Origin of the sequence: Aminobacterium sp. UBA4908 (assembly GCF_002398115.1) — a bacterium.
Lineage (GTDB): Bacteria > Synergistota > Synergistia > Synergistales > Aminobacteriaceae > Aminobacterium > Aminobacterium mobile.
Genome location: NZ_DHCG01000002.1, coordinates 129,581 through 154,456, shown reverse-complemented (window position 1 = coordinate 154,456; position 24,876 = coordinate 129,581). Strand labels below are relative to the sequence as shown.

General features: G+C 43.9%; 28 protein-coding genes. 25 read left to right on the top strand and 3 right to left on the bottom strand.

Translation table 11 applies throughout. The features are described 5' to 3' along the window. Nucleotides 1–189: 189 nt before the first annotated feature. From trmB to coaD, 4 genes are read left to right on the top strand one after another with little or no spacing between them, the layout of a single operon-like run. On the top strand, nucleotides 190–1,137 hold the full coding sequence (gene trmB, locus B4J50_RS01605; protein WP_051461106.1) for a tRNA (guanosine(46)-N7)-methyltransferase TrmB: 948 nt from the start codon (nucleotides 190–192) through the stop codon (nucleotides 1,135–1,137). Next, entirely contained in the window at nucleotides 1,134–1,535 is a 402-nt protein-coding gene (gene tsaA, locus B4J50_RS01600; protein ID WP_024822136.1) for a tRNA (N6-threonylcarbamoyladenosine(37)-N6)-methyltransferase TrmO, read from the top strand. The genes trmB and tsaA overlap by 4 nt, the downstream gene beginning before the upstream one ends. Further along, on the top strand, nucleotides 1,535–2,047 hold the full coding sequence (locus B4J50_RS01595; protein ID WP_024822137.1) for an RsmD family RNA methyltransferase: 513 nt from the start codon (nucleotides 1,535–1,537) through the stop codon (nucleotides 2,045–2,047). The genes tsaA and B4J50_RS01595 overlap by 1 nt, the downstream gene beginning before the upstream one ends. Then, nucleotides 2,044–2,550 carry a pantetheine-phosphate adenylyltransferase gene (coaD, locus tag B4J50_RS01590; RefSeq protein WP_024822138.1) on the top strand — a complete coding sequence of 169 codons (507 nt, stop codon included), beginning with the start codon at nucleotides 2,044–2,046 and terminating at the stop codon, nucleotides 2,548–2,550. Before B4J50_RS01595 ends, coaD begins: the two co-directional genes overlap by 4 nt. A 10-nt stretch (nucleotides 2,551–2,560) precedes the next feature. Here coaD and B4J50_RS01585 read toward each other — a convergent pair whose 3' ends face one another. Next, nucleotides 2,561–3,769, bottom strand: a complete 1,209-nt coding sequence (locus B4J50_RS01585; protein WP_024822139.1) for a tRNA(Met) cytidine acetate ligase — start codon at nucleotides 3,767–3,769, stop codon at nucleotides 2,561–2,563. A gap of 87 nt (nucleotides 3,770–3,856) precedes the next feature. Here B4J50_RS01585 and B4J50_RS01580 point away from each other — a divergent pair, with 87 nt between their 5' ends. The 14 genes from B4J50_RS01580 to B4J50_RS01515 all read left to right on the top strand — a co-directional run bounded on the left by B4J50_RS01580 (nucleotide 3,857) and on the right by B4J50_RS01515 (nucleotide 15,171). Then, on the top strand, nucleotides 3,857–5,059 hold the full coding sequence (locus B4J50_RS01580) for an acetate/propionate family kinase (protein ID WP_024822140.1): 1,203 nt from the start codon (nucleotides 3,857–3,859) through the stop codon (nucleotides 5,057–5,059). 35 nt (nucleotides 5,060–5,094) lie between these two features. Then, nucleotides 5,095–5,658 carry a YceD family protein gene (locus B4J50_RS01575; RefSeq protein WP_024822141.1) on the top strand — a complete coding sequence of 188 codons (564 nt, stop codon included), beginning with the start codon at nucleotides 5,095–5,097 and terminating at the stop codon, nucleotides 5,656–5,658. 19 nt (nucleotides 5,659–5,677) lie between these two features. After that, complete coding sequence (rpmF, locus tag B4J50_RS01570; RefSeq protein WP_024822142.1) at nucleotides 5,678–5,881, top strand: 50S ribosomal protein L32; 204 nt, start codon at nucleotides 5,678–5,680, stop codon at nucleotides 5,879–5,881. 297 nt (nucleotides 5,882–6,178) lie between these two features. Next, the gene (fapR, locus tag B4J50_RS01565) at nucleotides 6,179–6,712 is read left to right on the top strand and encodes a transcription factor FapR (RefSeq protein ID WP_245587083.1); all 534 of its coding nucleotides are present in this window, start codon (nucleotides 6,179–6,181) and stop codon (nucleotides 6,710–6,712) included. Nucleotides 6,713–6,730: 18 nt separating this feature from the next. Next, nucleotides 6,731–7,729 carry a phosphate acyltransferase PlsX gene (gene plsX / locus B4J50_RS01560; RefSeq protein ID WP_024822144.1) on the top strand — a complete coding sequence of 333 codons (999 nt, stop codon included), beginning with the start codon at nucleotides 6,731–6,733 and terminating at the stop codon, nucleotides 7,727–7,729. Nucleotides 7,730–7,732: 3 nt separating this feature from the next. After that, nucleotides 7,733–8,731, top strand: coding sequence for a beta-ketoacyl-ACP synthase III (locus B4J50_RS01555; protein WP_024822145.1), 999 nt, complete (start codon nucleotides 7,733–7,735; stop codon nucleotides 8,729–8,731). Nucleotides 8,732–8,743: 12 nt separating this feature from the next. Next, nucleotides 8,744–9,691, top strand: a complete 948-nt coding sequence (gene fabK, locus B4J50_RS01550) for an enoyl-[acyl-carrier-protein] reductase FabK (RefSeq protein WP_024822146.1) — start codon at nucleotides 8,744–8,746, stop codon at nucleotides 9,689–9,691. Between the two features lie 20 nt (nucleotides 9,692–9,711). Further along, nucleotides 9,712–10,662 carry an ACP S-malonyltransferase gene (gene fabD / locus B4J50_RS01545; protein WP_286847651.1) on the top strand — a complete coding sequence of 317 codons (951 nt, stop codon included), beginning with the start codon at nucleotides 9,712–9,714 and terminating at the stop codon, nucleotides 10,660–10,662. Between the two features lie 5 nt (nucleotides 10,663–10,667). After that, nucleotides 10,668–11,405 (top strand): 3-oxoacyl-[acyl-carrier-protein] reductase, encoded by a 738-nt coding sequence (gene fabG, locus B4J50_RS01540; RefSeq protein WP_286847681.1) that lies wholly within the window; start codon nucleotides 10,668–10,670, stop codon nucleotides 11,403–11,405. Between the two features lie 28 nt (nucleotides 11,406–11,433). After that, nucleotides 11,434–11,685 (top strand): acyl carrier protein, encoded by a 252-nt coding sequence (gene acpP / locus B4J50_RS01535; protein WP_024822149.1) that lies wholly within the window; start codon nucleotides 11,434–11,436, stop codon nucleotides 11,683–11,685. Nucleotides 11,686–11,783: 98 nt separating this feature from the next. After that, the gene (gene fabF, locus B4J50_RS01530; protein WP_024822150.1) at nucleotides 11,784–13,022 is read left to right on the top strand and encodes a beta-ketoacyl-ACP synthase II; all 1,239 of its coding nucleotides are present in this window, start codon (nucleotides 11,784–11,786) and stop codon (nucleotides 13,020–13,022) included. 8 nt (nucleotides 13,023–13,030) lie between these two features. Further along, complete coding sequence (gene rnc, locus B4J50_RS01525; RefSeq protein WP_286847650.1) at nucleotides 13,031–13,822, top strand: ribonuclease III; 792 nt, start codon at nucleotides 13,031–13,033, stop codon at nucleotides 13,820–13,822. Then, nucleotides 13,782–14,333 carry a bifunctional pyr operon transcriptional regulator/uracil phosphoribosyltransferase PyrR gene (gene pyrR, locus B4J50_RS01520; protein WP_034326657.1) on the top strand — a complete coding sequence of 184 codons (552 nt, stop codon included), beginning with the start codon at nucleotides 13,782–13,784 and terminating at the stop codon, nucleotides 14,331–14,333. Before rnc ends, pyrR begins: the two co-directional genes overlap by 41 nt. A gap of 43 nt (nucleotides 14,334–14,376) precedes the next feature. Then, nucleotides 14,377–15,171, top strand: a complete 795-nt coding sequence (locus B4J50_RS01515; RefSeq protein WP_286953887.1) for a hypothetical protein — start codon at nucleotides 14,377–14,379, stop codon at nucleotides 15,169–15,171. A gap of 61 nt (nucleotides 15,172–15,232) precedes the next feature. Here B4J50_RS01515 and B4J50_RS01510 read toward each other — a convergent pair whose 3' ends face one another. Continuing rightward, a complete protein-coding gene (locus B4J50_RS01510) occupies nucleotides 15,233–16,429 on the bottom strand; it encodes an MFS transporter (protein ID WP_024822153.1) in 1,197 nt (398 codons plus the stop codon). A gap of 62 nt (nucleotides 16,430–16,491) precedes the next feature. Beyond that, on the bottom strand, nucleotides 16,492–17,538 hold the full coding sequence (gene selD, locus B4J50_RS01505; RefSeq protein ID WP_084043884.1) for a selenide, water dikinase SelD: 1,047 nt from the start codon (nucleotides 17,536–17,538) through the stop codon (nucleotides 16,492–16,494). A 205-nt stretch (nucleotides 17,539–17,743) separates the two neighbouring features. Between selD and prfB the strand changes: the two genes are divergently transcribed. From prfB to ftsY, 7 genes are all read left to right on the top strand, one after another. Further along, nucleotides 17,744–18,851 (top strand): peptide chain release factor 2 gene (gene prfB / locus B4J50_RS01500; RefSeq protein ID WP_211235519.1). Its coding sequence is split into 2 segments (ribosomal slippage): nucleotides 17,744–17,815 and nucleotides 17,817–18,851, totalling 1,107 coding nucleotides; the frame shifts between segments, so codons are not numbered across the junction. Between the two features lie 20 nt (nucleotides 18,852–18,871). Beyond that, nucleotides 18,872–20,776: a SpoIVB peptidase S55 domain-containing protein gene (locus tag B4J50_RS01495; RefSeq protein ID WP_286847648.1), complete on the top strand. Its 1,905-nt coding sequence runs from the start codon at nucleotides 18,872–18,874 to the stop codon at nucleotides 20,774–20,776. 2 nt (nucleotides 20,777–20,778) lie between these two features. After that, on the top strand, nucleotides 20,779–21,390 hold the full coding sequence (gene tmk / locus B4J50_RS01490) for a dTMP kinase (protein WP_286847647.1): 612 nt from the start codon (nucleotides 20,779–20,781) through the stop codon (nucleotides 21,388–21,390). Continuing rightward, a complete protein-coding gene (locus B4J50_RS01485) occupies nucleotides 21,387–21,821 on the top strand; it encodes a DUF327 family protein (RefSeq protein ID WP_286847646.1) in 435 nt (144 codons plus the stop codon). Before tmk ends, B4J50_RS01485 begins: the two co-directional genes overlap by 4 nt. After that, a complete protein-coding gene (locus B4J50_RS01480) occupies nucleotides 21,797–22,564 on the top strand; it encodes a hypothetical protein (RefSeq protein ID WP_024822158.1) in 768 nt (255 codons plus the stop codon). Before B4J50_RS01485 ends, B4J50_RS01480 begins: the two co-directional genes overlap by 25 nt. Then, entirely contained in the window at nucleotides 22,536–23,894 is a 1,359-nt protein-coding gene (locus B4J50_RS01475) for a PSP1 domain-containing protein (protein WP_286847645.1), read from the top strand. The genes B4J50_RS01480 and B4J50_RS01475 overlap by 29 nt, the downstream gene beginning before the upstream one ends. Nucleotides 23,895–23,914: 20 nt before the next feature. Beyond that, nucleotides 23,915–24,847 (top strand): signal recognition particle-docking protein FtsY, encoded by a 933-nt coding sequence (ftsY, locus tag B4J50_RS01470; protein ID WP_024822160.1) that lies wholly within the window; start codon nucleotides 23,915–23,917, stop codon nucleotides 24,845–24,847. The last annotated feature ends 29 nt before the right edge of the window (nucleotides 24,848–24,876 follow it).

Here is a 24,876-nt window from a genome sequence, read left to right as displayed (position 1 = left end):
GATAAAGGCTCCCTTCTTTGGGGTCATATTATCACAACGAAAGGAGCTGTCAATGTTATTATATTAACATTCTATTCGTGGTTTATCATTGTTATAATAACTAATTCCCAAGGGATTATGAAAGGCTGTTATAATCTATCTGCTTTATTTTTCACGGCGAAGAGAGATGTAAGAGGAGGAGGCGTTTTAGTGATTTCCTTGCCTTTGGAGAGCGTTATATTGCGTCCAGAAATAATGAGCATCCCTTTTGATCTTTCCTCTTTTGGGAAAGGGCAAAATGTTGTTGAAATAGGTTTTGGGAATGGAGAATTTCCTGTCCATATGGCTCGGACATATCCGGACGATACGTTTTTTGGTATTGAGGTTTCCCAAACATGCGTTTTGAAAGCGGCAAAGCGTGTACGACAGTTAGGACTTGAGAATGTATATCTTATGTGTGGAGATGCCCGATTTCTTATGAGGGAATGTTTTGAGAATGGATCTATCCATAAAATATATATGAATTTCCCTTGCCCGTGGCCGAAGTCTCGCCACTCTAAGCGAAGGGTTACTGCTCCGGGCTTTTCTGATGTGCTTGCAGGAGTCTTGGCTCCTAATGGAATTTTTGAGCTTGTTACCGATGAAGAGTGGTATGCTTTGGAAGTACGGGATGTTTTATCTGTTCACCCAGCATTGGTTCTTTATTCTTATGTTAAAAATCCTGTCCGGCCTGTTACTACAAAATACGAACGAAAATGGTTGGCGCAGGGGAAAGATATTTATAGGATACAGATTCGCAAGAAAGAAACATTTTTAATGGAGCGCCTGGTAAAAGAAGGTGAGAGGATGCATACTAAAGTTGATGTTATAGATTGGAGTCGCTCTTTTTTTCAAACAATAAAAGGAGAGAGCGAGAGTGAAAACGAGTGTCATTGGACATATCGAAATTCCTATTTTTCTCCCGAAGGAGTTATTTTACTCGAAACAATTGCTACGGACGGAAATTTTGAGCAAAAATTCTTTTTGAAAATAGTGAAAGAAGAGAAAGAAACTCTTATTAAGCTTGATGGAAGCTGCTTGGTGTATCGTACGCCAGCAGTCAAGAAATCTATATTTTACCTTGCCGAACGATTGCGTCGTGAGGGGTTGAGACAGTGAAGGGGTGTACTTTTTACCCTATAGGGGTTGTTCATTCGCCAGTGAAAGACCCGGTTCACCCTGATCTTTTGAAAGATGTAGAGGCTAAGATCGAGATTAAACCTTTTTATGAGCTGGGATTAGATGACCTTAGGGAGGGACAGGAGATCATAATAGTTTTTCGTTTTCATAGATCTTCGTCTTTCCACTTCCACGTTCATCCCAAAGGAGATCTGGCGCGTCCCTTAAAAGGGGTTTTTGCCACGTGTTCGCCTCGACGGCCTAATTTCCTTGGTGTCAGTCGATGTGTTTTAAAGCGCAAAGAGGGGTGTTGTCTTCACGTCTCTGGCCTTGATGCTATAGATGGAACGCCGGTACTCGACATTAAGCCTTTTGCTCTATATGGAGGAAGGGGATAATGAAAGATGTACGGCCCACATCTTCAAAGGTGCTCCAAGCGTTGTTTAATATCCTTGACTCCCTTAATGGAAAGGCTTTTCTTGACTTATTTGCTGGATCTGGCCGCGTAGGGCTTTATGCTTATGAAAAAGGTGCCAGACCTGTTGTAGAAGTAGAATTGCTGAGAAAAAGAGCAACTGCTATTAGACAAATGTTTCGAGGAGAGGATACAGATTTTATTGTTCTTTCTATGGACATCCGTCGAGCGCTTGGGTGGTTAGCGAGAAGAGAGTTTTCTTTTGATATTGTTTTTGCGGATCCACCTTATGAGGAGGGGTGGCCCTCTAAAATTATCGAACTTATGACCGAATACGAAAGATTATTGAAGGACGATGGAGTGTTAATTATAGAGCACTCAGTAAGAGAGTGTGTTGAAGTGCCATTACATTTATTTGTGCTTGATGACCGTCGTACGTACGGAGATACTGTCCTGACATTTTTAAAAAAGGAGAGGAAGGAGGACTCCCGATGAGGCGCCCTATTAGGGCTGTATACCCAGGGTCTTTTGATCCAATTACTAACGGGCATATTTATATCGCAGAGAGAGCGGCAGCCCTTTTTGATGAGTTGGTAGTCAGTGTTTTATTGAATCCTCAGAAACAGTCTGCTTTTACGGTGGAAGAGCGCCAAGCAATGGCTCGTGAAGCTTTGAGTCATCTCCCCAACGTGAAGATAAGCTCTTTTAATGGGCTGCTTGTTGATTTTTTGCGTCAGGAGCGGAGCCGCATTATTATTCGGGGACTTCGTGCCCTTTCTGATTTTGAGTATGAATTCCAACTTGCTTTAATGAATCGTCAGCTAGCCCCGGATATAGAAACGCTCTTTATTGTTACTGACGCTAAATATTCTTATCTTTCAAGCAGTGCCGTGAAAGAGATTTTCAATTTTGGGGGGCCAGTACAGGAGATGGTTCCACCTGGAGTTTACAGGAGGCTTCGAGAGCGGTTTCCTCGTCCCATCCAAAGTCAGAGGTAAAAAGGATACCCTAAAAGCGTAAAGGGGTGGCTTTGATTTCGTGGTTAACTATAGAGTTGGGAACTAGGTTTTCCCATAAAATCGAAGCTTTATTTTCTATCTGGAGGAGTTGGGCTGCTGGCCCTTTGGATGAAGGCATATGTCCCCTCGTTATAAGAGGGATGGAGCCGTGTTTCTTTATTTCTCGTAGTATATCCTGTCCACGATCTGAGAATCCTAATATTCTGATATATTGTGGCCCCAAACGTTGAAAAGCTCGATTTTCCCAATGAGTCAGTCCAAGAAGGAAATGAATGGCTAAGCGTTGCAGAGTACTTCTTGTGTAACGTCGAGATGTTGCCCTTGAGAAAAAATCATCCCAAGAGGAACTAGTGAAGGCCAGTTTGTAGAAGAGATTTTCCAGCCCTTCCCGCATCTCTGCGTATTTCGCTATTTCCTTAGGGGTAGATCTAATAAGGGATACTTGAAGAAAACGCCATAGGTTTTCGAAAGAAAGAAGACACCGGCCGCTTTTAAGAGACGTATTAATGATCTTTCTGGAGAATTCTGGAATTCCTTTCTCTCCCTGTTTGTAGTTACCGCTCCAGTAAGCTTTTCTGATAGCTGTTGCGCTGGCCCATGTTCCTGAATGGGGATCATGATAACCATACCCCACCCGTTCTATGGCGAGAGGATATAAAGGGTATTTTTGGGTTTTAATGCGGCGGAGATAGGCCAGAGCTAGAGAATTATTAGGTAGAGAAATGAATTGTCCGCCTCCGGCTACAATGCTATCCAGAGCCATAGCTCTAGCCTGGACATAAGAATATCCTTCATCCATGAGGTTGCGGAGTTCTCTCTTGAAAGGTTCGGGTTCGTGAATTAGAATGTCAAGGATTGTGGAGATATGGCAGTTGCTGTTTTCCATACCAAAAGCAAGGTGAGTTACGCACTTGCAAGCAGCGAGAATGTCTACAGCTCCTGCTGCAAAAATGCCGGCATTATGGCACGAAAAGAAAACTGGAAGTTCTATAACGACATCAGCTCCGGCTTCAAGAGCAGAAGCAGCTCTTTGCCACTTATCGATGAAAGCCGGTTCTCCTCGTTGTGTGAAATGAGAGGAGAGAACAACGACAACCCCTGAAGCTTCTGTTCGCTTCACGGCTTCTTTTAAATGGTAGAAGTGTCCATTATGGAACGGATTATATTCAGCGATGATTCCCACAATTTTGGGATTCATACGTCATCACGCTTTCTTTGATTATGATCCATTTAAGATACCTTGTAGAATACTATCAGGTCAAGAAGAGGGAGGAATCTAGAAATAATGAAAGTCTTAGTTATTAACTGCGGCAGTTCTTCGTTGAAGTACCAACTTTTTGATATGGAGACAGAGGACGTACTGGCTAAGGGGCTTGTAGAGCGTATAGGGATAGAGGGATCTCGTATTAAACATACGAAAGTTGGCATGGATCCCATCGTTCAGAACGTAGATATTCCCAACCACAAGGTTGGTATAAAGTTAGTTCTCGATGCCCTTCTCGATGAGAAACATGGTGTGCTCAAGAGCCTTGACGAGCTTGGAGCCGTAGGCCATAGAGTGGTACATGGTGGTGAAAAATTTGCAAGTTCTGTCTTGATCGATAAGGCTGTTGTTGATGCGTTGCAGGAATGCGTGCCTCTTGCGCCTCTTCACAACCCGGCTAACCTTATGGGAATTGAAGCGATGCAGGAAGTACTCCCCAACACGCCTCAGGTGGGGGTATTTGATACGGCCTTCCATCAGACGATGCCTGGCTATGCCTATATGTATGGTGTCCCCTATCATTACTATGAAAAATATAGAGTTCGCAGATATGGTTTCCACGGTACGAGCCACTATTACGTTTCTCGCAGAGCTGCTGAGTTCCTTGGGAAGAAAGTGGAAGATCTTAAAATAGTTACCTGTCATTTAGGTAACGGGAGCTCTATTGCGGCAGTAGATAAAGGTAAATCTATCGATACAAGTATGGGCTTTAGCCCTCTTCCTGGAGTTATAATGGGAACACGAGCTGGAGACGTTGATCCTCTTCTCTTGACGTTCCTTGCCGAACAGGAAAATATTGATCCTAAGGCAATGAGCCATATTCTCAACAAGGAAAGCGGCCTTCTTGGCATCTCTGGAGTGAGCAGTGATCTTCGTGATATTGAAGAAGAAGCTTCTAAGGGAAATAAGAGGGCAGAGCTTGCAGAGTCCATGCTTTACTATGGCATTAAGAAATATGTTGGTGCCTATGCAGCAGCTATGGGCGGTATAGATGTACTTGTATTTACTGCTGGAATTGGTGAAAATAGCGCAGCAGCCCGAGAAAAGGTTTGTAGTGGCTTGGACTTTTTGGGTATTTCTATTGACCCGGAAAAGAATAATGTTCGAGGGAAAGAAACTCTTATCAGCACCGATGACTCTCGGGTCAAAGTGCTTATTATTCCTACGAACGAAGAGTTGGTTATCGCCCGAGATACTCAAAGCATCGTAGAAACACTTAAATAAGGAGTATTTTAGGGGCTGTATGAGGAGGGTTTGCTGTGCCTATTAGTGATCTGCCATCTGACTGGTCGCTGCGAATGCAAATTCCAGAGCAGGATGTGCATCTCGGTACCACAGAAATGGATTGGGACGTGGCTATTCGAGATACAATCTCTTATGTGGGGGAGCTTTATTCTTTTAAAACGCCCCTTCATGTACACGCCGAGTCTCGTTGGGCTGATGAGTCGTTGATGGTGGATATATATTTAGATTCGACTATTTCAGTTCCCTGTATTCGATGTCTTGAGATGACAGATATTGCATTGAAGACACATTTCATGTATCTTTACTCTTTGCGAGATAAAGAAACTGCTGCTGGAAAAGATGACGAGCATCTTGTAAGGGTTGATATGCTGGAGAAGCAATTGGATATTATGCAACAAGTGTGGGAAAGCTTGATTTTAAGTCTCCCCACTAATCCTTTGTGCAAAGAGGACTGTCGAGGACTTTGTCCTATTTGCGGAGCTTCTCTGAACAAGGGCGATTGCGGTTGTCGCCAAAACAATATCGATCCACGTCTCGCGGACTTGCTGAAGTTTAAAGACGAAGATTCTGAAGTTTAAAGTAAAGGAGGGAACTGACATGGCAACACCTAAAAGAAAAGTATCACATGCGCGTACACATAAACGGAAGGCTGTTTGGCTTGGTTCTGCTACTGCTCCAGGGCTTACCACATGTCCTCATTGTGGGGAGATGATTATGAACTATCGTGCTTGCCCCGAGTGCGGATATTATCGTGGCCGCAAGGTTGTCTCTACATCTGAAGAAGTAACGGAAGAAGCATAAGTTTGCTACAGTAACGAATATAAAAGCAAAAATGATGGCGGAAGGCATTTATAGTGTAAGCCTTCCGCTTTATTCTTTTTCTGTCCTTGATAGTTGCTCATGGTGAGGTATATGCACGCTAACTGCGAGCTTTCGCTTTGTCCTTTTCTGCCCTCTATAGGCGAAAATCTTCTTGACCGGCAGGAAGAAAAATATTATACTGACCCAGTCATCAGATCAGATGTTGATACCTGGTCTTAAAACTGGAGGGAGTTTGTTATCCGTTCAAAAAAAAAGAAACTCAGGCAGGAAAAACTATTGAAACTCCTTGAACAAAATCCGCTTTATACAGACAAAGAACTGGCACAAGCCTTAAAGGCTAGTGTCAGCACTATTCGCCTTGACCGGGCATTGCTTGGCGTTCCAGAGTTGCGAGAGAGGACCAAGCATATGGCGCAGCGGGCAACAAGTAAGCTCCGTTCTTTAAAACAGAGTGAGGTTGTAGGCGATCTCCTCGAGCTCGAACCTAATAAATGGGCTCTATCTGTTCTTCAGACGAAAAAAGAAATGGCGTTCCGTCACACGGATTATGTTTGCGACCACTATGTCTACTCTCAAGCCAGCTCTATAGCTATAGCTGTAGTGGAAGCAGACATGGTTATAATCGACTCTATGAGAGGCGAGTATAAGAGGCATGCCAAAGTGGGCGATGTGTTAATTGCTCGGGCAAAAGTCGGTGTTCATAAAGACAATAAATATATAGTGAGCGTAAGAACTCGGGTTGGCGATCAGGAAATTTTTGTCGGCCGTTTTATTGCTGTTGCCATCGACTCCCTCGAGCCACAAGATTAGAGGGGAGGACTTTTTATAATGTTGCTAGCTCTCGATGCAATGGGGGGCGACAACGCTCCTCGTGAGCTTTGTAAAGGTGCTTTGTTAGCCTGTAAAGAATTTGAGGATCTTGAGATTATTCTGGTGGGGAATCAACGCCAAATTGAACCCTACGTTACTAACGCTGAAAATTCGGTACGGAAAAGAGTATCTATTGTTCATACTGAAGAGTATATTGCTATGGATGATCACCCTAGTCAAAGTATTCGCAAGAAGAGGCATTCTAGTTTGCGTCTTGCCATGGAAATGACGAGAAGTGGCGAAGTGGATGGCTGTGTTTCTGCAGGAAATACAGGAGCCATAGTGGCTGGCGGTGTTCTTGTAGTAGGACGTATTTCTGGAATTGATAGGCCTGCTTTGGGTGTTGCTCTTCCCACTCTAAATAAATATACCTTTTTGCTTGATGTAGGCGCCACAGTGCGGGCAAAACCAGTAAATCTTTTTCAATTTGCTCTCATGGGAGATATTTATTCAAAATGTATTCTGGGTGTTACTTCTCCAGAAGTGGCGCTTCTCTCTAACGGATCAGAAGATATAAAGGGCGATGAGGTTATAGCGAGCGCAAGAGAAATATTAAGAGCGAGCGCTTTGAATTTTACCGGCTATATAGAAGGAGACGAAATTCCCTTTAGTAAGGCTGATGTAGTTGTTTGCGATGGGTTTTCTGGAAATGTTGTCTTGAAATTTGCTGAAGGTGTTATCCAGGCAGTGTATTCCATCGCTAAAGATGAGATCGATCGGAGGATGTTGCCTAAAATAGGACTTCTTTTTATGGTTCCGATGTTAAAAGATCTCTGGAGTCGTTTTGATTATGAAAAGCATGGAGGGACACCCCTTCTAGGCGTAAATGGAGTTGTAGTGAAAGCCCATGGACGATCAAAAGCTCCGGCTGTGGCCAGTGCTATACGAGTTGCACGTAACTTTGTGCTTCAGAAAGGCGTTGATCTGATATCTAACGAGCTTAACAGGGAGGTATAACAAATGGGCCTGTTTAGTGGACGTGAGGTTTCAATTTTGGGGACAGGCATGTATGTCCCAGAGCGTATTATGACTAACGACGATCTGTCGAAAATGGTGGAAACGAGTGACGAGTGGATACGAGAAAGAACTGGCATTCGGGAGCGTCGTATAGCAAGAGACGATGAACTAACAAGCGATCTGGCATATAATGCCTCCCTGGTGGCGTTAAAGGACAGTGGCGTCCTTCCATCAGAACTAGATATGGTTATTGTAGCTACCAATACTCCTGATACTCTTTTCCCTGGAGTAGCTCCTAAATTGCAGGGAAAACTTAAAGCATCTCGGGCCGGCGCTTTTGACGTGCAGTCGGGATGTACCGGATGTATTTATGCCATAACGGTGGCGGTTTCCGGGATAGCATGTGGACTTTGGAACAAAGTCCTTGTGGTAGGAGCAGAGGTGTTATCCCGTATTATAAACTGGCAGGATCGCAATACCTGTGTTCTTTTTGGGGATGGAGCAGGAGCTCTTGTCTTAGGCCCTTCTTTATCGGGGCAGGGGCATTTTATATCAGCAGAACTCCGTTCTGATGGTGCGAGGTCGGATCTTATAACTCTTCCAGGAGGTCTGATAGAACATCCTGCCTCAGAAGAGACTCTCCGTGAAGGGCTTCATTATGTTCATATGAAGGGGAATGACGTCTTTAAGTTCGTGAACAGACTGCTCCCTTCTTTTTTGAAGAAAATGGTACAGACTGCTGGTTATCAGTCCGATCAAATTGATTGGTGGCTTTTCCATCAAGCGAACCTCCGAATTGTAGAGGGCGTTTTGCGACGTCTGGATGTGGACATGGATAAAGCTTTCGTTAACCTTGATCGTTATGGAAATACATCAGCAGCATCTATATTTTTAGCATTGGCGGAGCTTTTTGATAGTGTAAATTTGGTAAAAGGCCAAAAATTAGTTTTATCGAGCTTCGGGGCAGGCATGACTTACGGAGCGATTTTGTACGAGATGTGAGGTGAACATATTTTGGTTTGGAATAACAGAGTAACTCAACTTCTCGGCACCAAATATCCTCTTATTCAGGGGGGAATGGCATGGGTTGCAAATTCTACCCTTGCCGCAGCGGTGAGTAATGCTGGTGGCTTGGGACTTATAGGGGCAGCCAATATGCCTCCTGAGATACTAGATCAAGAGCTCCAGAGAATAAAGACGTTAACTGATAAGCCTTTCGGCCTTAATATTATGCTGATGTCTCCTACGGCTGATGACGCAGTAGAATTAGCAGCTAAACATAAGGTTCCTATAGTCACTACAGGGGCTGGAAGTCCAGGTAAGGTAATAGAAAAGCTTAAACCCATGGGAACTGTAATTATACCGGTTATTGCTTCAGTAGCTCAGGCTAAAAGGGTAGAAAAGCAAGGTGCAGATGCTGTAGTGGCAGAAGGGACAGAGGCAGGTGGCCATATTGGTGATTTAACGACTATGGTGCTTGTCCCACAAATTGTGGATGCTGTGCAACTTCCCGTTATTGCGGCTGGTGGAATTGCAGACGGGAGAGGGATAGGTGCGGCTTTTTGTCTTGGAGCAGAAGGAATTCAGATAGGGACTCGTATGGTGTGTTGCACTGAGTGTACGGTCCATCAAAACTACAAACAAGCAATTATCAATGCAAGAGATCGTAGCAATGTGGTTACCGGACGTAGCACGGGACATCCAGTTCGTTGCTTGCGCAATAAATTGACAGCTCGGTTTGAAGAACTAGAAACAAGCGGAGCTTCGGTTGAAGATATAGAAAAGCTGGGAACAGGGCGACTTCGCGCCGCAGTGGTAGATGGAGATATAGAGTGGGGATCTCTGATGGCTGGCCAAAGTTCAGCCCTTATTCATGATGTGAGGCCAGCTGCCGAAATTTTGCAGAATATGTTCGCAGAGGCAGCTGATGTTATTACTCGATTACCCCGTTTTGAGAGCTAGAGAGTCGAGGTGACCGTATATTGAAATATGCATTGGTTTTCCCAGGTCAGGGAGCGCAGGAAGTTGGTATGGGGAAATCCCTTTTCGATATGTTCCCAATAGCAAGAGAAATCTTTCAAAGGGCTGATAGTTCTTTGGGATTTCATTTAAGCCAGTTGATATTTGACGGACCTGAAGAGAAGTTGACACTGACAGCTTATACTCAGCCAGCTATTTTGACAGTAAGTGTGGCAGTCTATGAGATTCTTTCTCAAGAATTTGGGTTGCACTTTTCTCCAGCCTATATAGCGGGCCATAGTTTGGGAGAGTATACAGCTCTTGTTGTGGCAGGAGCTCTATCTTTAGAGGATGGAGTTCGTCTTGTCCATCTCCGAGGTTCTCTTATGCAAGAGGCGGTTCCGGAGGGAGAAGGAGCGATGGCTGCCTTGCTTGGTTTAGAGTCAGATATAGTAGAAGATCTGTGTAAAACTATCGCTCCTCATGGAGAATGCCAGGCTGCAAATTATAATTCCCCAGGGCAGGTTGTTATTTCTGGAGCAACGGCCTTTGTGGAAAAAGCGGTTGAGGAAGCGAAGGAAAGAGGTGCTCGTAAGGCAGTGATGTTGAAAGTGAGTGCTCCTTTCCACAGCAAAATGATGAGGCCAGTGGCAAATAAATTGAAAGAGGCTTTTAACGGCTGCCAATGGGAAGCCCCCCAGTGGCCTGTTGTGGCTAATGTTTCCGCACAACCTGTTTCCACTGTGCGGGAAGTGCAGAATGCATTGTTCCATCAGACATATATGCCTGTTTTATGGGCAAAATCTGTTGAATATATGGCATCTCAAGGAGTTGATACTTATTTCGAACTCGGACCGGGAACGGTTCTAGCCGGTCTTATCAAGCGCTGCCAAAAAGGGTCTAAAACCTATTCTGTAGCTACAGAAGAAGATATAAAGACCATCACTTCTCTTTTTAAGGAGGTGGTAGAGTGATGGGTATGGGTCGAGTTGCTCTCGTCACTGGTGGGGGGAGAGGAATAGGCAAACATATTGCGCTGGAACTTGCTGCCCGCGGATATCATGTGGCTATTAGCTATAACAAGAGCGGCACAAGTGCTATGGATGTGTGCGATATGATGCAACATTTGGGAGTAGATGCTTTCGCTGTACAATGTGATGTAACGAATCCGGAGCAGGTAGCAGAGATGTTTGTGCAGATAGAGGGGAATCTCGGGGCGGTAGACATTTTGGTTAATAATGCAGGTATTACTCGAGACAACCTCCTCATGAGAATGAAAGATGAAGAATGGCAAGACGTTATAGCTGCTAACCTGACATCAGTTTTTTATTGTACAAAGCAAGCTATTAAGAAGATGGTAAAAGCACGATGGGGAAGGATTATTAACATCTCATCAGTGGTGGGGCTCATTGGCAATCCAGGACAGTCTAATTACTGTGCTTCTAAAGCGGGTATTGTAGGTTTCACGAAAGCTGTTGCCAGAGAGTATGGCGCTAGAGGGATCACTGCAAATGCCATTGCTCCTGGATTTATTGAATCTGATATGACTTCGGTCTTGAAAGATGAGATTAAACAGTCTATGCTGGCTCAGATTCCTCTTGGTCGGGCAGGGACTCCTGATGATGTGGCCAGAGTTGTGGCTTTTCTAGCTTCAGATGATTCTGCATATGTAACTGGTCAAGTTATTGCCGTAGATGGCGGAATGACCATGTGTTAAGAAGAGTAGTGGAAGGGGGTGAAGGAGAATGAAGAAAGAAGAAGTTGTTGCTCGCTTAAAAGAAATTATTATGGACAGACTTGATGTTGAAGATGGCCAGATTGTTCTCGAGGCTTCCTTCGTGGAGGATCTTGGTGCTGATTCTCTTGACATCGTTGAGCTCATTATGGGTATTGAAGAAGAATTTGATATTGAAATACCTGACGAGGATGCTGAGAAGCTCACTTCCGTAGGGGAAGCTATGAAGTATACCCTCGAAAAGCTTGGAGTAGAAGAGTAATTTGGAATAAAGGCATTTCTGGGCCGGAGGAATATAGATCCCCCGGCCTATTGCAACATCGCGGTGCCCTATCCCTGAACGGTGAGGAGTGACGTGATTTGAGAAGGGTAGTTATTACAGGGCTTGGAGTAGTGAGCCCAATCGCGAATGGAAGAGTAGATTTCTGGAAAGCTCTTGAAGAAGGACGAAATGGCGTCGGTCCTTTAACGACCTTTGATGCCTCTGACCTTCCTGTAACTTTCGGAGCTGAGGTCAGAGACTTTGACCCAACTCATTGGCTTGACAATAAAGAGGTAAAACGCTCCGATCGGGTGATCCATTTTGCTGTAGCTGCTTCAGATATGGCTCTTGAGGATGCCCATCTGGATGTAAAAAGCCTGGATTCTAATAAATTTGGTGTTTATATTGGAACTGGACAAGGCGGCATAGAGACGACTTTTAATAATTTTCAGACCCTTATTGAAAAGGGCCCAAGGCGAGTAAGCCCCTTTTTCATTCCTATGATGATCAGCAATATGTCTACGGCTTACGTAGCTATTCGGTACGGCGCAAAGGGGCCCAATCTATGCGTTGTCACAGCATGTGCTACAGGAACCAATAGTATAGGAGAAGCTTATTACGCCATACAGCGAGATGACGCAGATGTTATTTTAGCTGGGGGCACGGAAGCTGCTCTTCGTTCTATCAGCATAGCTGGCTTTGCTGCTATGAAAGCTCTTTCGACCCGCAATGATGAGCCTCAGCGAGCATCTCGTCCTTTCGATCTGGACCGAGATGGCTTCGTAATGGGCGAGGGTGCGGGCGTTCTCGTGCTGGAAGAACTGGACCATGCTCTTCGTCGTGGAGCCCATATATATGGCGAAGTTGTGGGATATGGATCTACGTGTGACGCTAGCCACATTACAGCGCCAGATCCAAAAGGCGAAGGAGCCGTACGAGCGATGCGCCAAGCAATAAGTCAGGCAAAATGGCTTCCAGAAGATGTGGAATATATTAACGCTCATGGAACCTCTACCGGTCTAAACGATAAAATGGAATCTATGGCGATTCGTACCGTCTTTGGAGAATATACACCCAAGATTTTGGTTAACTCTACAAAATCTATGATTGGACACTGTCTCGGTGCCGCTGGAGCTCTTGAGACGATAGCTGCAATTCAATCTATTGTAGAGAACGTTGTCCATCCTACTGTTAACTATGAAACGCCAGATCCGGAATGTGATATTCATGTGGTAGGGCCTCAAGCGGTGCATAAACCAGTTTCTCGAGTGCTCGTCAACAGTTTTGGTTTTGGTGGGCACAATGCTGTTGTTGCTGTCCAGAAGTACGAGAGGTAAGAGGTCCTGTGAAGAATAGTCCTGAAAAAGAACAATGGTGGAATCAGAGTCTTCTCTCTTTTCAGGAAAAATTAGGATACTCTTTTTTAAGAAGAGAACTTTTAGAAGAGGCCCTCACCCACGCTTCTTATGCTTATGAAGAGGGCCTCCCTTATTATAATGAGCGTCTTGAATTTTTAGGAGACGCTGTGTTAGAGCTTGTGGTTTCAGCAGAACTCTATGGTGAGTATCCTGATCTTGACGAGGGGAAGTTAACTCAATTTCGCTCAAATCTTGTTCGAAAAAAAGCTCTTTTTATATGGGGGAAAAGTATGGAATTACCCCGACTTATTCGGGTGGGGAAAGGAATAGAACATCAAGGCATTAACTCTTCTATTATTGCCGATGCAGTTGAGGCAGTGTTTGGTGCTGTTTTTTATGATGGTGGATTTCAGGTAGCACAAAAAGTAATACGCAGATATCTTTTTTTCCAGTCTACTGTTAATCCTTATGAAGAAAATCAGGATCCTAAATCTCTTCTGCAAGTTGAAACTCAAAAAAGAGGAATGGGACATCCTGACTATGTAGTGGCCTCCTCTGAAGGGCCTTCGCATTTACCTAAGTTCACCGTACATTTAAAAATAGATGGAGTTATCTTTGGATGTGGAACGGGGCACTCGCGAAAACTAGCGGAGATTCAAGCAGCTGCCCAGGGGTTGAGCAAAATATCCCTCCTCAAAAGAGAGGGTATAGAGGGGGGGGAGGAAAAGGAGATTGGCCATGGATCTTATGCAAAAAGCAATTATAATGACCAAAGATGATATAAAAAGAGTGTTAAAGAGGATTGGCAATGAGATCATAGAGTGGAACAGGGGAACAGAAGGGATAGCATTACTCGGAATACAAAGGCGCGGAGTGTATTTAGCTAAGCGACTTCAGGATGTGTTACTCCAGCAAGAAAAAGTAAAAATTCCCACAGGAGAACTTGATATAACCTTGTATAGAGATGATTTAACGTTGCTTCACGAGCAACCTATGGTCCATAGCACTTCCATTCCTTTCGATGTCAGTGGCATGAATCTTATTTTAGTAGACGATGTGATCTATACGGGACGGACTGTGCGGGCGGCTTTGGATGCTCTTATGGATCTTGGGCGTCCTTCCTCTGTGCAACTTGCAGTATTAATAGACCGAGGACATCGTGAGCTGCCAATACACCCGGATTTTTGTGGTAAAAAGGTTCCAACTTCCTCTGATGAAATTGTGGAAGTAAGAGTGGAAGAGCTTGACGGCGTAGATGATGTGGTTATTTGCGAAAAACAAAGTGAATGAAAAATTCTCCCCCACGAGAAAAGTGAGGTTGTTTTTTGCCTTTTTGCTCCTATTGTTCCTCGTCCCTTGCAGAGCTTTAGCTATGGACTTGTGGGTATCATCTCCATGGTTGTCTGTTATGTCCAATTTTATGGGGGGCGTATATGTAACAGTCCATCCTATGGTAGTGTGGTCTGAAGATGGATTGGAAAAAAGAGTGGCGCCAAAAAAAATGTCAGAAGATCTCCCCTTACTGGTATTAGATTATTCAGACGCTCAAAAATATGGAATATCTGAAAAAAGGAAGAATCTGTATGTTCTTTATCGAAATCTTCCTTTCCCTAGAGAGAAGTTAGATAGCTATTTTGCCGATCCCTCAGTGCTTCCCTTTATTGCTCAACGAATTTTGAATGTTTTTTCCAGCCTCGACACAGAGCATTATTTTTTCTACCAACGGCGACTAGCGGAGTTTCAGGGGCGTTTAGAGAGCACAGTCCTTCTTGGGAGACAATTACTGCAAGGTAAAAAAGTCTACGACCTCTCAGCTTCATATGGGGAGCTTTTACGGGCAGCCCGATGTGAAATATTGCGTCCTTCGGGGGAGAATGTAACTCTTTGGAAAAATGGAGAGTCTTTGGATAGCTTCAAACAAAAAGTAGAGGAAATTATAAAACAAGGTATTCCAGTAGTTTACGATGCACAAACACCTCGATGTATGCAAGATACGTTGCTAAAGATCAAATCTTCTCAAATTATTCTCCTTAAGCGACCTACTATAGAGGAAGATCTTATTATTTCTTTATATGACCAATATCTGTCTATATGGAATATAGCAGCTTCTTCCGCTACATCTAATTAGCTCTTAACAGCGGATTCTTTACACCGTCTCGACTGTCTGTCCCTTTTATCTCACAGGATTTCTAGTTAACAGCAGATTCTTTACCGCTAGCTGTCTTTTTAGGGAAAAAGAGGAATGGAATTGTAGCGGAAAAGATCATAAAACTTAAAATATGAAAGGGACTAACTTTTAGCCCAGACTCTACTACAAATCCGTCAAGAATTGGGCCAGTCATCATTCCCAGACTAAAGAAAATATTAAAAATACTCATAGTTCTCCCACTTCCGAATTCAGCGCTGTTTTCTGCTGTGATGGCAGCTAAAGAAGGAGAGGAAAGAGCGTGTCCGACCCCGAAAATGATACTGGCTACTGTAAGCCCTAAAAAGCTGCGGAAATAGGGTATAACCAGGAAAACAACTCCAGATAAAATGCCACCAAATACAATCAGACGATGTCGTTCTATGGTATCGGAAAGAGGGCCGAAAAACCGCTGCAGAGCTCCAGTTGCTATGGAGTTAAGAGAAAGTATTATCCCAATTTGGGAAAAAGATAGAGAGTATCCTTGAGCTAGAAGAGGAATAAGCATAAGGATGGTTCCCCGGCACATGGCAAAACAGAATTGATAGTAAAAACAAATTCGGAGTGCCCAATTTCGTAGCATTCCTTTTATAGCAGGGAACATCGTTTGACCAGTAGCTTGGGCTCGAGTAGGTATCCTGTGAGGAAGTTTCCGTATAACCATAAACAGAGCAAGACTTGTTAGGACTGTCATGAAGTAAAAAGGGAGTTGCCATCCCCATCGATCGGTGAGTATGCCGCTGATGAGAGGACCAAAGCCTACTCCTAAAAAATGAGCTCCTTGCAAAGTCCCAAAAAGACGACCTTCATTTCCCTCTTCAGCAATGTCGGCGCCAATAGCCATAGCTATTGGTATAACAAAAGCGGAACCTAAGCCGTGAAAGAACCTTATGGCTACTAATGCTACTGTATTGTCGGCTCTTACGTAAGCGAGAGATGCTAAAGAGTAGACCAATAGGCCTGCACCAAGAAGGAGTTTTCGATCAAAGCGCTCAGCTAACTCACCAGAGATGAGCATCCCTCCGGTTCGGGCAAAAGAAAAGGTTCCAAAAACAAAGCCAAGAACAATACCACTGGCGCCAAGTTTGGAAGCATATATAGGTAAAATAGGACTAATGACGCCTACGCCAAGCATGGCGCAAAAGAGAGAAAGAGAAAGTGTTAACAGAATATAATTATGAGATGTTTGAGAATTTGTCATGAGTTGCCCCTTCAAAAGATCCCCTCGCATATGTGAGGGGATCTTTGGATAACTTTATTGTACTAAATATTATCAACGATTTCAATCATACCTTCTCCCGGTTTGAATCTACCTATACATATACTTCTTTCAAAACCAGCATTTTTTAAAGATTGTATTATCCCTTCTGCCTTGTCAGGGCTCACAGCCAACAAAAACCCACCAGATGTCTGAGCGTCATAGAGGATATCTACTTCCTCATCGGGGAAAGCCTGCATTCCATGAACCATATCTTCGTATTGAATGCGGTTATTGTATGTTCCTGCTGGAATCAACCCGCTCTCTGCCAGCTCTATTACACCTGGAAGTAAAGGAACATTGTGAAGTCCAAGAACTAAATTAAGATTCTTCAGGGAAAGCATATCCAATGCATGTCCGATCAGACCAAAGCCTGTGACGTCGGTACAGGCATGGATAGCTATTTTTTGGTCTTCTGAAAGAATCATAGGAACATTGTTAAGGGTTGACATCCATCGAATGGCCTCTGACGGGCCTTGAGGATCTTCAATCATGTCAGCTTTAATGCCAGTAGCTATAATTCCTGTCCCAACAGGTTTTGTAAGAATAAGAAGATCTCCAAGCTGAGCTCCTACAACTTGCCATGGGTGCTCTCGTGCCACTTCTCCATATACAGCGAGCCCATATTTAGGTTCTTCGTCTTCTACGCTGTGTCCTCCCACTAGAAAAGCACCGGCTTCTCTTACTTTAGAATACCCACCTTCTAAGATTTCCCTTAATATTTCTATATCGAGTTTTTTTACAGGGAATCCTACTATGTTCAAAGCTACTATTGGATGTCCTCCCATAGCAAAAACATCACTGATAGAGTTACATGCAGCTATTTCTCCCCACTTTCTCGGATTATCTACGATTGGCGTGATAAAATCCAAAGTGAGAATACCGAGTCGTTTTTCATCTATAATCCAGAGAGCAGCATCTTCACCAGAAGCCCAAGTAGAAATGATCCTTTCATCATGAACTGGAGGAAGATTTCGTAGTATTTTTTCCAGGTCCGCCGGACCTATTTTAGCAGCTCACCCACTTGTTCTTGATAGTTCAGTTAATCGCATGGTCAATCCTCCTTTTCTTCGAAAGAAATTATAACAAATTTCAATCGAAATTATTCGATGAAGCTATGAGATACCACAAATAATTTACAGCGGAATTATTTGTGTTTTCCCTTATTAGGTCGATGAGAGAAGGGCTCTGGATGATATAATGAAACACTTGAATAAGAAACTGAGGGTTGTATATTGATGAGGAGGCTCATTATTTATGGTTAATATCCCGAACTCTACAGTATTGGAGGAACTGCGTTCCCTTAAAGAAGAACTGCAGGAAAGCCTTTGACCTCGTTTTTTTGGAATCTCGTTTGCAAGAGCTTGAAAAAAAGACAGTTGCTCCTTCTTTTTGGGGGAGTGGAGAGGCACGAGGCATAACCCAGCAATTGTCTTGGATACGAGACAAACTAGGCTCATGGAGTCAGGTCGTCTCTGAGTTTCAGGATTTAGAAACATTGGAAGAGATGTTACGAGAGGGAGATGACAAGGAACTCCAGAGTGAATTTGATAGTCGGTCGGTGGCTTTGAAGAAAGAAATAGAAAGGATGCAACTTTTGGAGCTTCTTAACGAAGATTATGACCATGGTAATGCCATTCTTTCGATTCATGCTGGTTCAGGAGGGCTTGATTCTCAGGATTGGGCCGACATGCTTTATAGAATGTATGTTCGATGGATAGAACAAAAGGACTTCCACATAAAAATCTTGGATTTGTTGAAAGATGCGGAGGCTGGAATTAATAGCGTTACACTGCTTGTGGAAGGGAACTATGCCTATGGGTATTTAAAATCAGAAAAAGGGGTACATCGTTTAGTCCGTATATCTCCTTTTGATTCAGCGGGGAGACGACATACAAGTTTTGCTTCAGTAGATGTGGTTCCGGAGCTTCCAGAGGATGTGGATATAGAGATTCGCCCTGAGGATATTCGTATCGATACATTCAGATCTAGCGGGGCTGGTGGGCAATATGTGAATATGACCGATTCTGCAGTGCGAATAACTCACTTCCCATCTGGAATTGTGGTCAGCTGTCAAAATGAGCGTTCTCAACATATGAATCGAGCAGTAGCCATGCAAATTTTAAAAAGCAGGCTTTATCAGCGGGCTCTTGAAGAACGCCACAATGAATTAGAAACCATAGGAGGAGAAAAGAAGGAAATTAGCTGGGGAAGCCAAATTCGGTCATATGTGCTCCATCCATATACATTAGTTAAAGATCATAGAACTGGCTGCGAGACTGGAAATGTCCAGGCAGTTTTAGATGGGGAGTTGGAAGACTTCATTATGGCCTATCTACGCTGGAAGAAACAAAGCCGCAAATAAGTAAGAGGAGGATGGTTCCGATGGAGAGAAAATATAGTTGGCACATTTTATACGTTCCTATCCTAACCTTTTTAATTGTTTTTTATGCAACTGCGGGGATAGCCGCTTCGGCTCCTTTTTCTCCAAAAACTCCCATTCTTCCTTTACAAGAACTTCGTCCGGGTATGAAGGGTACAGCGTTGACGGTTGTACGTGGGGAAGAAGTAGTTTCTTTTCCCGTGGAGATTGTTAGCATTGTCCCCCAAATGGAAAGTCGGCCTCGCCACCTTATTATGGTTCGGGTCAGCGGTAACGTCATAGAGAAGACAGGTGGCATAGCCGCAGGTATGAGTGGAAGTCCGGTTTATATTAATGGGAAATTGATAGGAGCTATTGGTTACGGGTTTAATTTTAGTGAGCACAACATAGGATATGTGACTCCTATTAAAGATATGGAGTCTATCTGGGCGTGGCCGGAGGACCCCCCCTCTTTTCCTCAGCCTCTATCCTTGAAGGAAGATGGAAAAGATGCAGAAAAAGGGGTTGAAGAGGAGGAAGCAGAAAACAACGAGGAAACTGCGGAAGAGAATAGTGTTGAAAATGAAAATACGGAAGAGACTACAGAAGGAAACGCAGAAAATACGAATTTATCTTCAGGTAGTGAAAAACGAGCTCTTCCTCTCCAGGTAGGAGGAGTAAGCCAGAGGATAGCGAATCGGGTAGGGGAACGTCTGGGGGAAAAAGTGTTTTTGGCAGGTGGCCTCAACGGGAATGAGCAATTGGTGGATTATAAAGGGACCTTTGCGCCTGGAGAGGCCATAGGAGTTTTGTTAGCGTGGGGCGATGTTACCATAGGTTCCATTGGCACCATCACATCTGTTGATAAGGATGGTCGATTTCTTGCTTTTGGGCACCCTTTTCTGGGGAGAGGGGCTGTGGCGTTCCCTGCTGTGAAGGTGAAAGTCCATAATGTAGTACCCAGCTTAGAGTCTCCCTTTAAAGTGGGGAGTTTTTCTCATATTGTCGGAACAGTAACCCAAGATCGTGCCGAGGCCATAGGGGGGCGCTTAGGATATTTTGCTCCGTCCATTGAAGCATCCCTACGCTTTAAAGATATAGATAGAAATGAAAGAGATATGAAACGCTTCCATGTCGTACAAGATCCTTTCCTTGGCATGGATCTTGCCAGTACCCTTTTCACAGGACTTATTGACAGGTTATGGGGGCGAGTAGGGGAGGGGACGGCCCGAATTTCTCTCCAGGTAGAAGGGAAAGAAATTTATAAGGGCTGGACGAGAAGTAATATGTATTTCTCCGAAACTGACGTAGCTGATGAAGCCTTGCAAGAAGTGAGAGATTTAATGAAAAACATAGCCATGAATCCCTTTATGGAAATTTCTCCGATGGGAATCCATTTATCTGTGGAAATTACCCGCCAACCGAAGCTTATTTTTATAGAGGGATTGAAAATAGATGGAGAAATCTTTGTTCCCGGCCAGAAAGTACCTGTAGAAGTTACCCTCAGGCCGTACCGAGGTAAGCAGTCGAAGAAGAAATTAGAGCTTACAGTACCCCAAGATGCTTCTGGGCCCGTAGAAATAGTTGTTCGAGGGGGAAATATAATGGCTCTTGAAGAGGATGCTATTGTACAGGGCTGGAAAACTATAGATAATTTTGATCAAATGTTGAAAGAAATGAGCTCTTTGGAAACAAATAATGAGGTTATAGTAGAACTAAACTATGCAAAAATTCCTGATAGTCCTGAGGATATGATACCCACCAAGGAAGACACGGAGCTTTTGAGCCAGGTTAAGGAGAGGCGCCTTAATGAAGGAACAATGCGTATCTTTAAGACTGATTCTGTGGTGGAAGGGCTCTTAAGGAAAATAATACAGGTTCAACCTTCTGATGGGCAAGAAGTGGCTGTAGAAAAGGAAGAAGGTTAGAAATGTTTATTACCCTGGAAGGCATCGATGGGTGTGGCAAAAGCACTCAGGCCGCCATTTTGAACGAGAAAATAGCAGCGTCTACGGGGAAAAATGTTTTTTGGACCCGAGAGCCTGGCGGATGGGCACAAGGAGGGCTTATTCGTTCTCTTTTACTCGAAGAGGATTTTTATCACCCCTTGAGCGAATTATTTCTTTTCGTAATTGACCGCTGCGAGCATGTGAGGCAGGAAATAGTACCGGCTCTTTCACGGGGAGATATAGTTGTATGTGAGCGTTACTCAGATTCAACGCGAGCTTATCAAATTTGGGGAAGAGGTATTCCGGAAGAAAAAGTAGAAACTCTTTTTTCTTGGTGTGAATTTCCTGAGCCAGACCTAACGTTATGGATGGATGTTCCTCTGGAAATGGCTTTTGCTAGGATAGAGTCTTCTAGAAGTTCTCTTGATCGCATAGAGTCAGGGACAAAAAGTTTTTTAGAGCGTGTATGCCGTGGGTACGAAGAATTGGCTCTTCGCTATCCTAAAAGAATTGTTCGCATTGATGGAACGCAATCGTTAGAAAATGTTGCCAATCAGATTTGGAACTCTCTGGAGGTGTTTCTGAACCAGTGAAAGTACGAAGGAGTTCTGATAGGAAATTAGATACAGGGATAGATAAATCTTTGACAGGCCACTATAAGGTGGAACGGCGGGCAGATGAAGTTTTCCCTTGCTTTGACGAATCTTTAGAAGACGCAGAAATTCAGGAACTTTTTGATCGTTTAGAGAAGCTGGGGGAACAGCTATCTCGTTTCCCTGCGGAAAGGCTATTAAGCACCTACAGAACTGTTGTTAAAGAACTGCTTCGCCGGGCTACTGGTCGACTACGATTGAAGAAAGATCTTCGCTGGAGACGATATGATAAAAATATTTTTGTTTTGATGGAAAAAACAGAAACAGATTTACAGGAGCTCTCTGCGGTTTTAAGCAGAGAGGGAAATCGTATGAGAGCTTTACGATTAGTGGAGGAGATTAAAGGATGTCTCATCTCCCTTTTTTTATAATATCAAGTATTATGTGGGCAGAACTATCAAGGGCTCTTGAGGCAAACCGATTCCCTCAAAGTTTGGCTTTACGTGTACCCCAACAGTATCATTTTACGGTGGCGACCGAACTTGCCCATTTGATTTTATGTGAGAAGAGATGTAACTGTGGAGTATGTGATGCATGTTTAGCTTGGCATGAAGGCGTCCATCCAGACCTTCTTTTGGCTGGGACAACGGATAAAGCGCCTCGCATTGAGGCTTGTCGGCAATTGACAGAGGAGCTTACCCTTCGTCCCGTGGCTTCCCCCCGTCGTTTAGCTGTTGTTTTTGCTGCTGATACCCTTCCGTTAGGTGCAGCTAACAGCTTGTTAAAAGTGGTAGAGGAGCCTCCGAGTTATGCTGTCATTCTTTTTATACATGAAGGAGAAGGGCTGCTACCCACACTCAAAAGCCGGTGCTGGAACCTTTCAACTATACATGAATCAGTGCCTGAACAAGAAGTCATGCCAAACTCTGAAGAGTCTTGGTTTGCCTGGGTTCGAAATAGCGGGAAAATTTCGGTAGAAGAGTTAGAAATGCAACTTGGTCGGTGGGGTTCTTGGGCTTTGGCAGAGGGGCATTTTCATCTTATAGAACCTATTGAACGTCTTCGTCTTTTAAGCCAGACAGGGCGTCTTTCTCAGTCCATGCTTTTGGATTATATAGTATTAGTACTCAAGGAGGGTTTTGCGTTTGAGCATATATTTGACGATTTTCGGTAAGCCTAGATATTTAGGACTTGTAGAGATTGAGACCCCTTCTCCCGAAAGAGGATCCCGTATAGTTGCCGAAACCATGCGAGGGCTTGAGTTGGCCGTTGTTGGAGGGCCGCTCTCATTGGAACAAGAAGATCGTTATAGGAACACGTGTACGGAAGATACTTCAGAGGGCCAGCCTAAGGGCGGAGAGCCTATGCTTCAGAATATAACTTTTGTCCGTATGGTTACAGTTGAAGATTTAGAAATAGATCGGAACCAGAGGGTTGAGGAAGAGCTCGTGCTTATAAAAGCCAGAGAGATTCTTTCGCAACACGATCTTCCTATGAAGCTTGTAGATGTCGAGTACCTTCTTGATCGAAAGAAACTTTTCTTTTATTTTACGTCTGAGCAGCGAGTAGATTTCAGGGCCTATGTTCGAGATCTTGCCCGTGAATTCAAAACAAGAATCGAATTGCGTCAGATAGGAGTACGTGACGAAGCCAAAACAGTAAGAGGGCTTGGTCCCTGTGGTAAAGAATGTTGCTGTGGATACTGGCTCCATAAATTTGATCCTATTTGTATCAAAATGGTAAAGGAACAGAATTTAGCTCTGAACCCTACAAAAATATCAGGGATTTGTGGGCGTCTTATGTGCTGTATGGCCTATGAGCATGAGACGTATGGTTCTATTTGGAAAGACCTTCCAAACCCAGGCTCGAAAATTAAGACCCCTACTGGTAACTACGTTATTCTTGGCGTTGATTTGCAGCATGAGGCTTTTCGGGCTAAGACTCCTGAGGGGACGGAAATACTAGTTCTAGCCCGAAATTTTGAAGCTTTTAAAGAGACGGTAATGAGAGGGGAAGTATGGGATAGTACCATTGGTGAGAGCGGTATACCGGCCCTTCCTGTCTTGGGAGAGGACGAATCTGGCGAGTCCCTTGTTTTCTCTGAGAACGATGTTATGGCAACAGTCATAACGGATGTCTCGTCAATTGGGATATTGAAAGTTGAAGGAGAAAATGATCATTCTGTCTTAGAAAATTTGGAAGATGTTCCATGCCCGCCTTATCGTGAATCGGAAGAAAAGAAAGGCGACAATAGGAAGGGAACGGGAGCTGTTTCTAAATCAGGAGGAATAAAACGTCGGCGGCGACGTAAAAAGAAACCCCAAAATAATAAGTTAGCGACTCCAGATCGTGAAGGAACAAGATCGGAGGAACAGAGCACTGAAAATAGCGTAGCTAAACGAAATAGGCCTGTGCGGAAGAAAGGACGGCGTCCTTTTCGAAGGGGAAAAAACTCCAAAAACGAGAGCTCTTCTAGCGAAAAAGAAGGGCCCAACGGTGAATAGCTTAGGATAGGGGGGATATCATGTTTCTTTGGGATAAACTTAAGAATGGGCTTAAAGGAGTAAAAAATCGTTGGAGTGGGGGGCTCATTTCTCTCTTTTCTGGAACCTCTATCGATGATGAGTTTTGGGAGCAAATGGAAGAACTTCTCATTTCCGGGGATGTAGGTTTAGATTTGACGGAAGAGCTCATAGAGTCTCTTCAAAAAGTAGTAAAAAAAGAAGGGCTCAAGACATCGGATCAATTAATAGATTATTTTATAGATATGCTTACAAGCCATCTTGAAAAAATAGAAGGCATGGGGAAGGAAATTGTTCTTGATGTAAAGCCTAAAGTAGTAGTGCTTGTTGGCGTAAACGGAAGTGGCAAGACCACGACAGCTGCTAAATTAGCAGAACAATTTCGGCGCCAAGAGAAAAAGGTAGTGTTGGGAGCAGCAGATACCTTTAGAGCAGGCGCTATAGAACAGCTGAAAATTTGGGGAGAGCGAACAGGAAGTCGAGTTATAGCCCAACAACAAGGGAGTGATTCTGCTGCAGTAGCGTATGATGCGTTACTGGCAGCTCGGGCATCCTCGTCAGATCTCCTGATAGTGGATACAGCTGGTCGTCTTCATTCGAAGCATAATCTTATGGAGGAACTATCTAAAGTTATACGAGTTTTAGCCCGGGAAGTGGATCAAGAAAATATAGAGATTCTTCTCGTCTTGGACGCAGTTATGGGACAGAATGGCTTTGCACAAGCACAGGCTTTCCATGAAGCCCTTCACTTAACTGGCGTCATCTTATCTAAATATGATAACACGGCAAAGGGAGGCATTATTCTAGCTATAGCCCATCACTTAGGCCTTCCAATTCGGTACGTGGGACTGGGCGAAGGAGTTGATGATCTACGTCGTTTTGAGCCTAAGCTTTTTGTATCTGCTTTGCTGGAGAGAAATAGTGATGAAAACTGAGGAAGAGCAGCTTCTTAATAGTCTCTCTT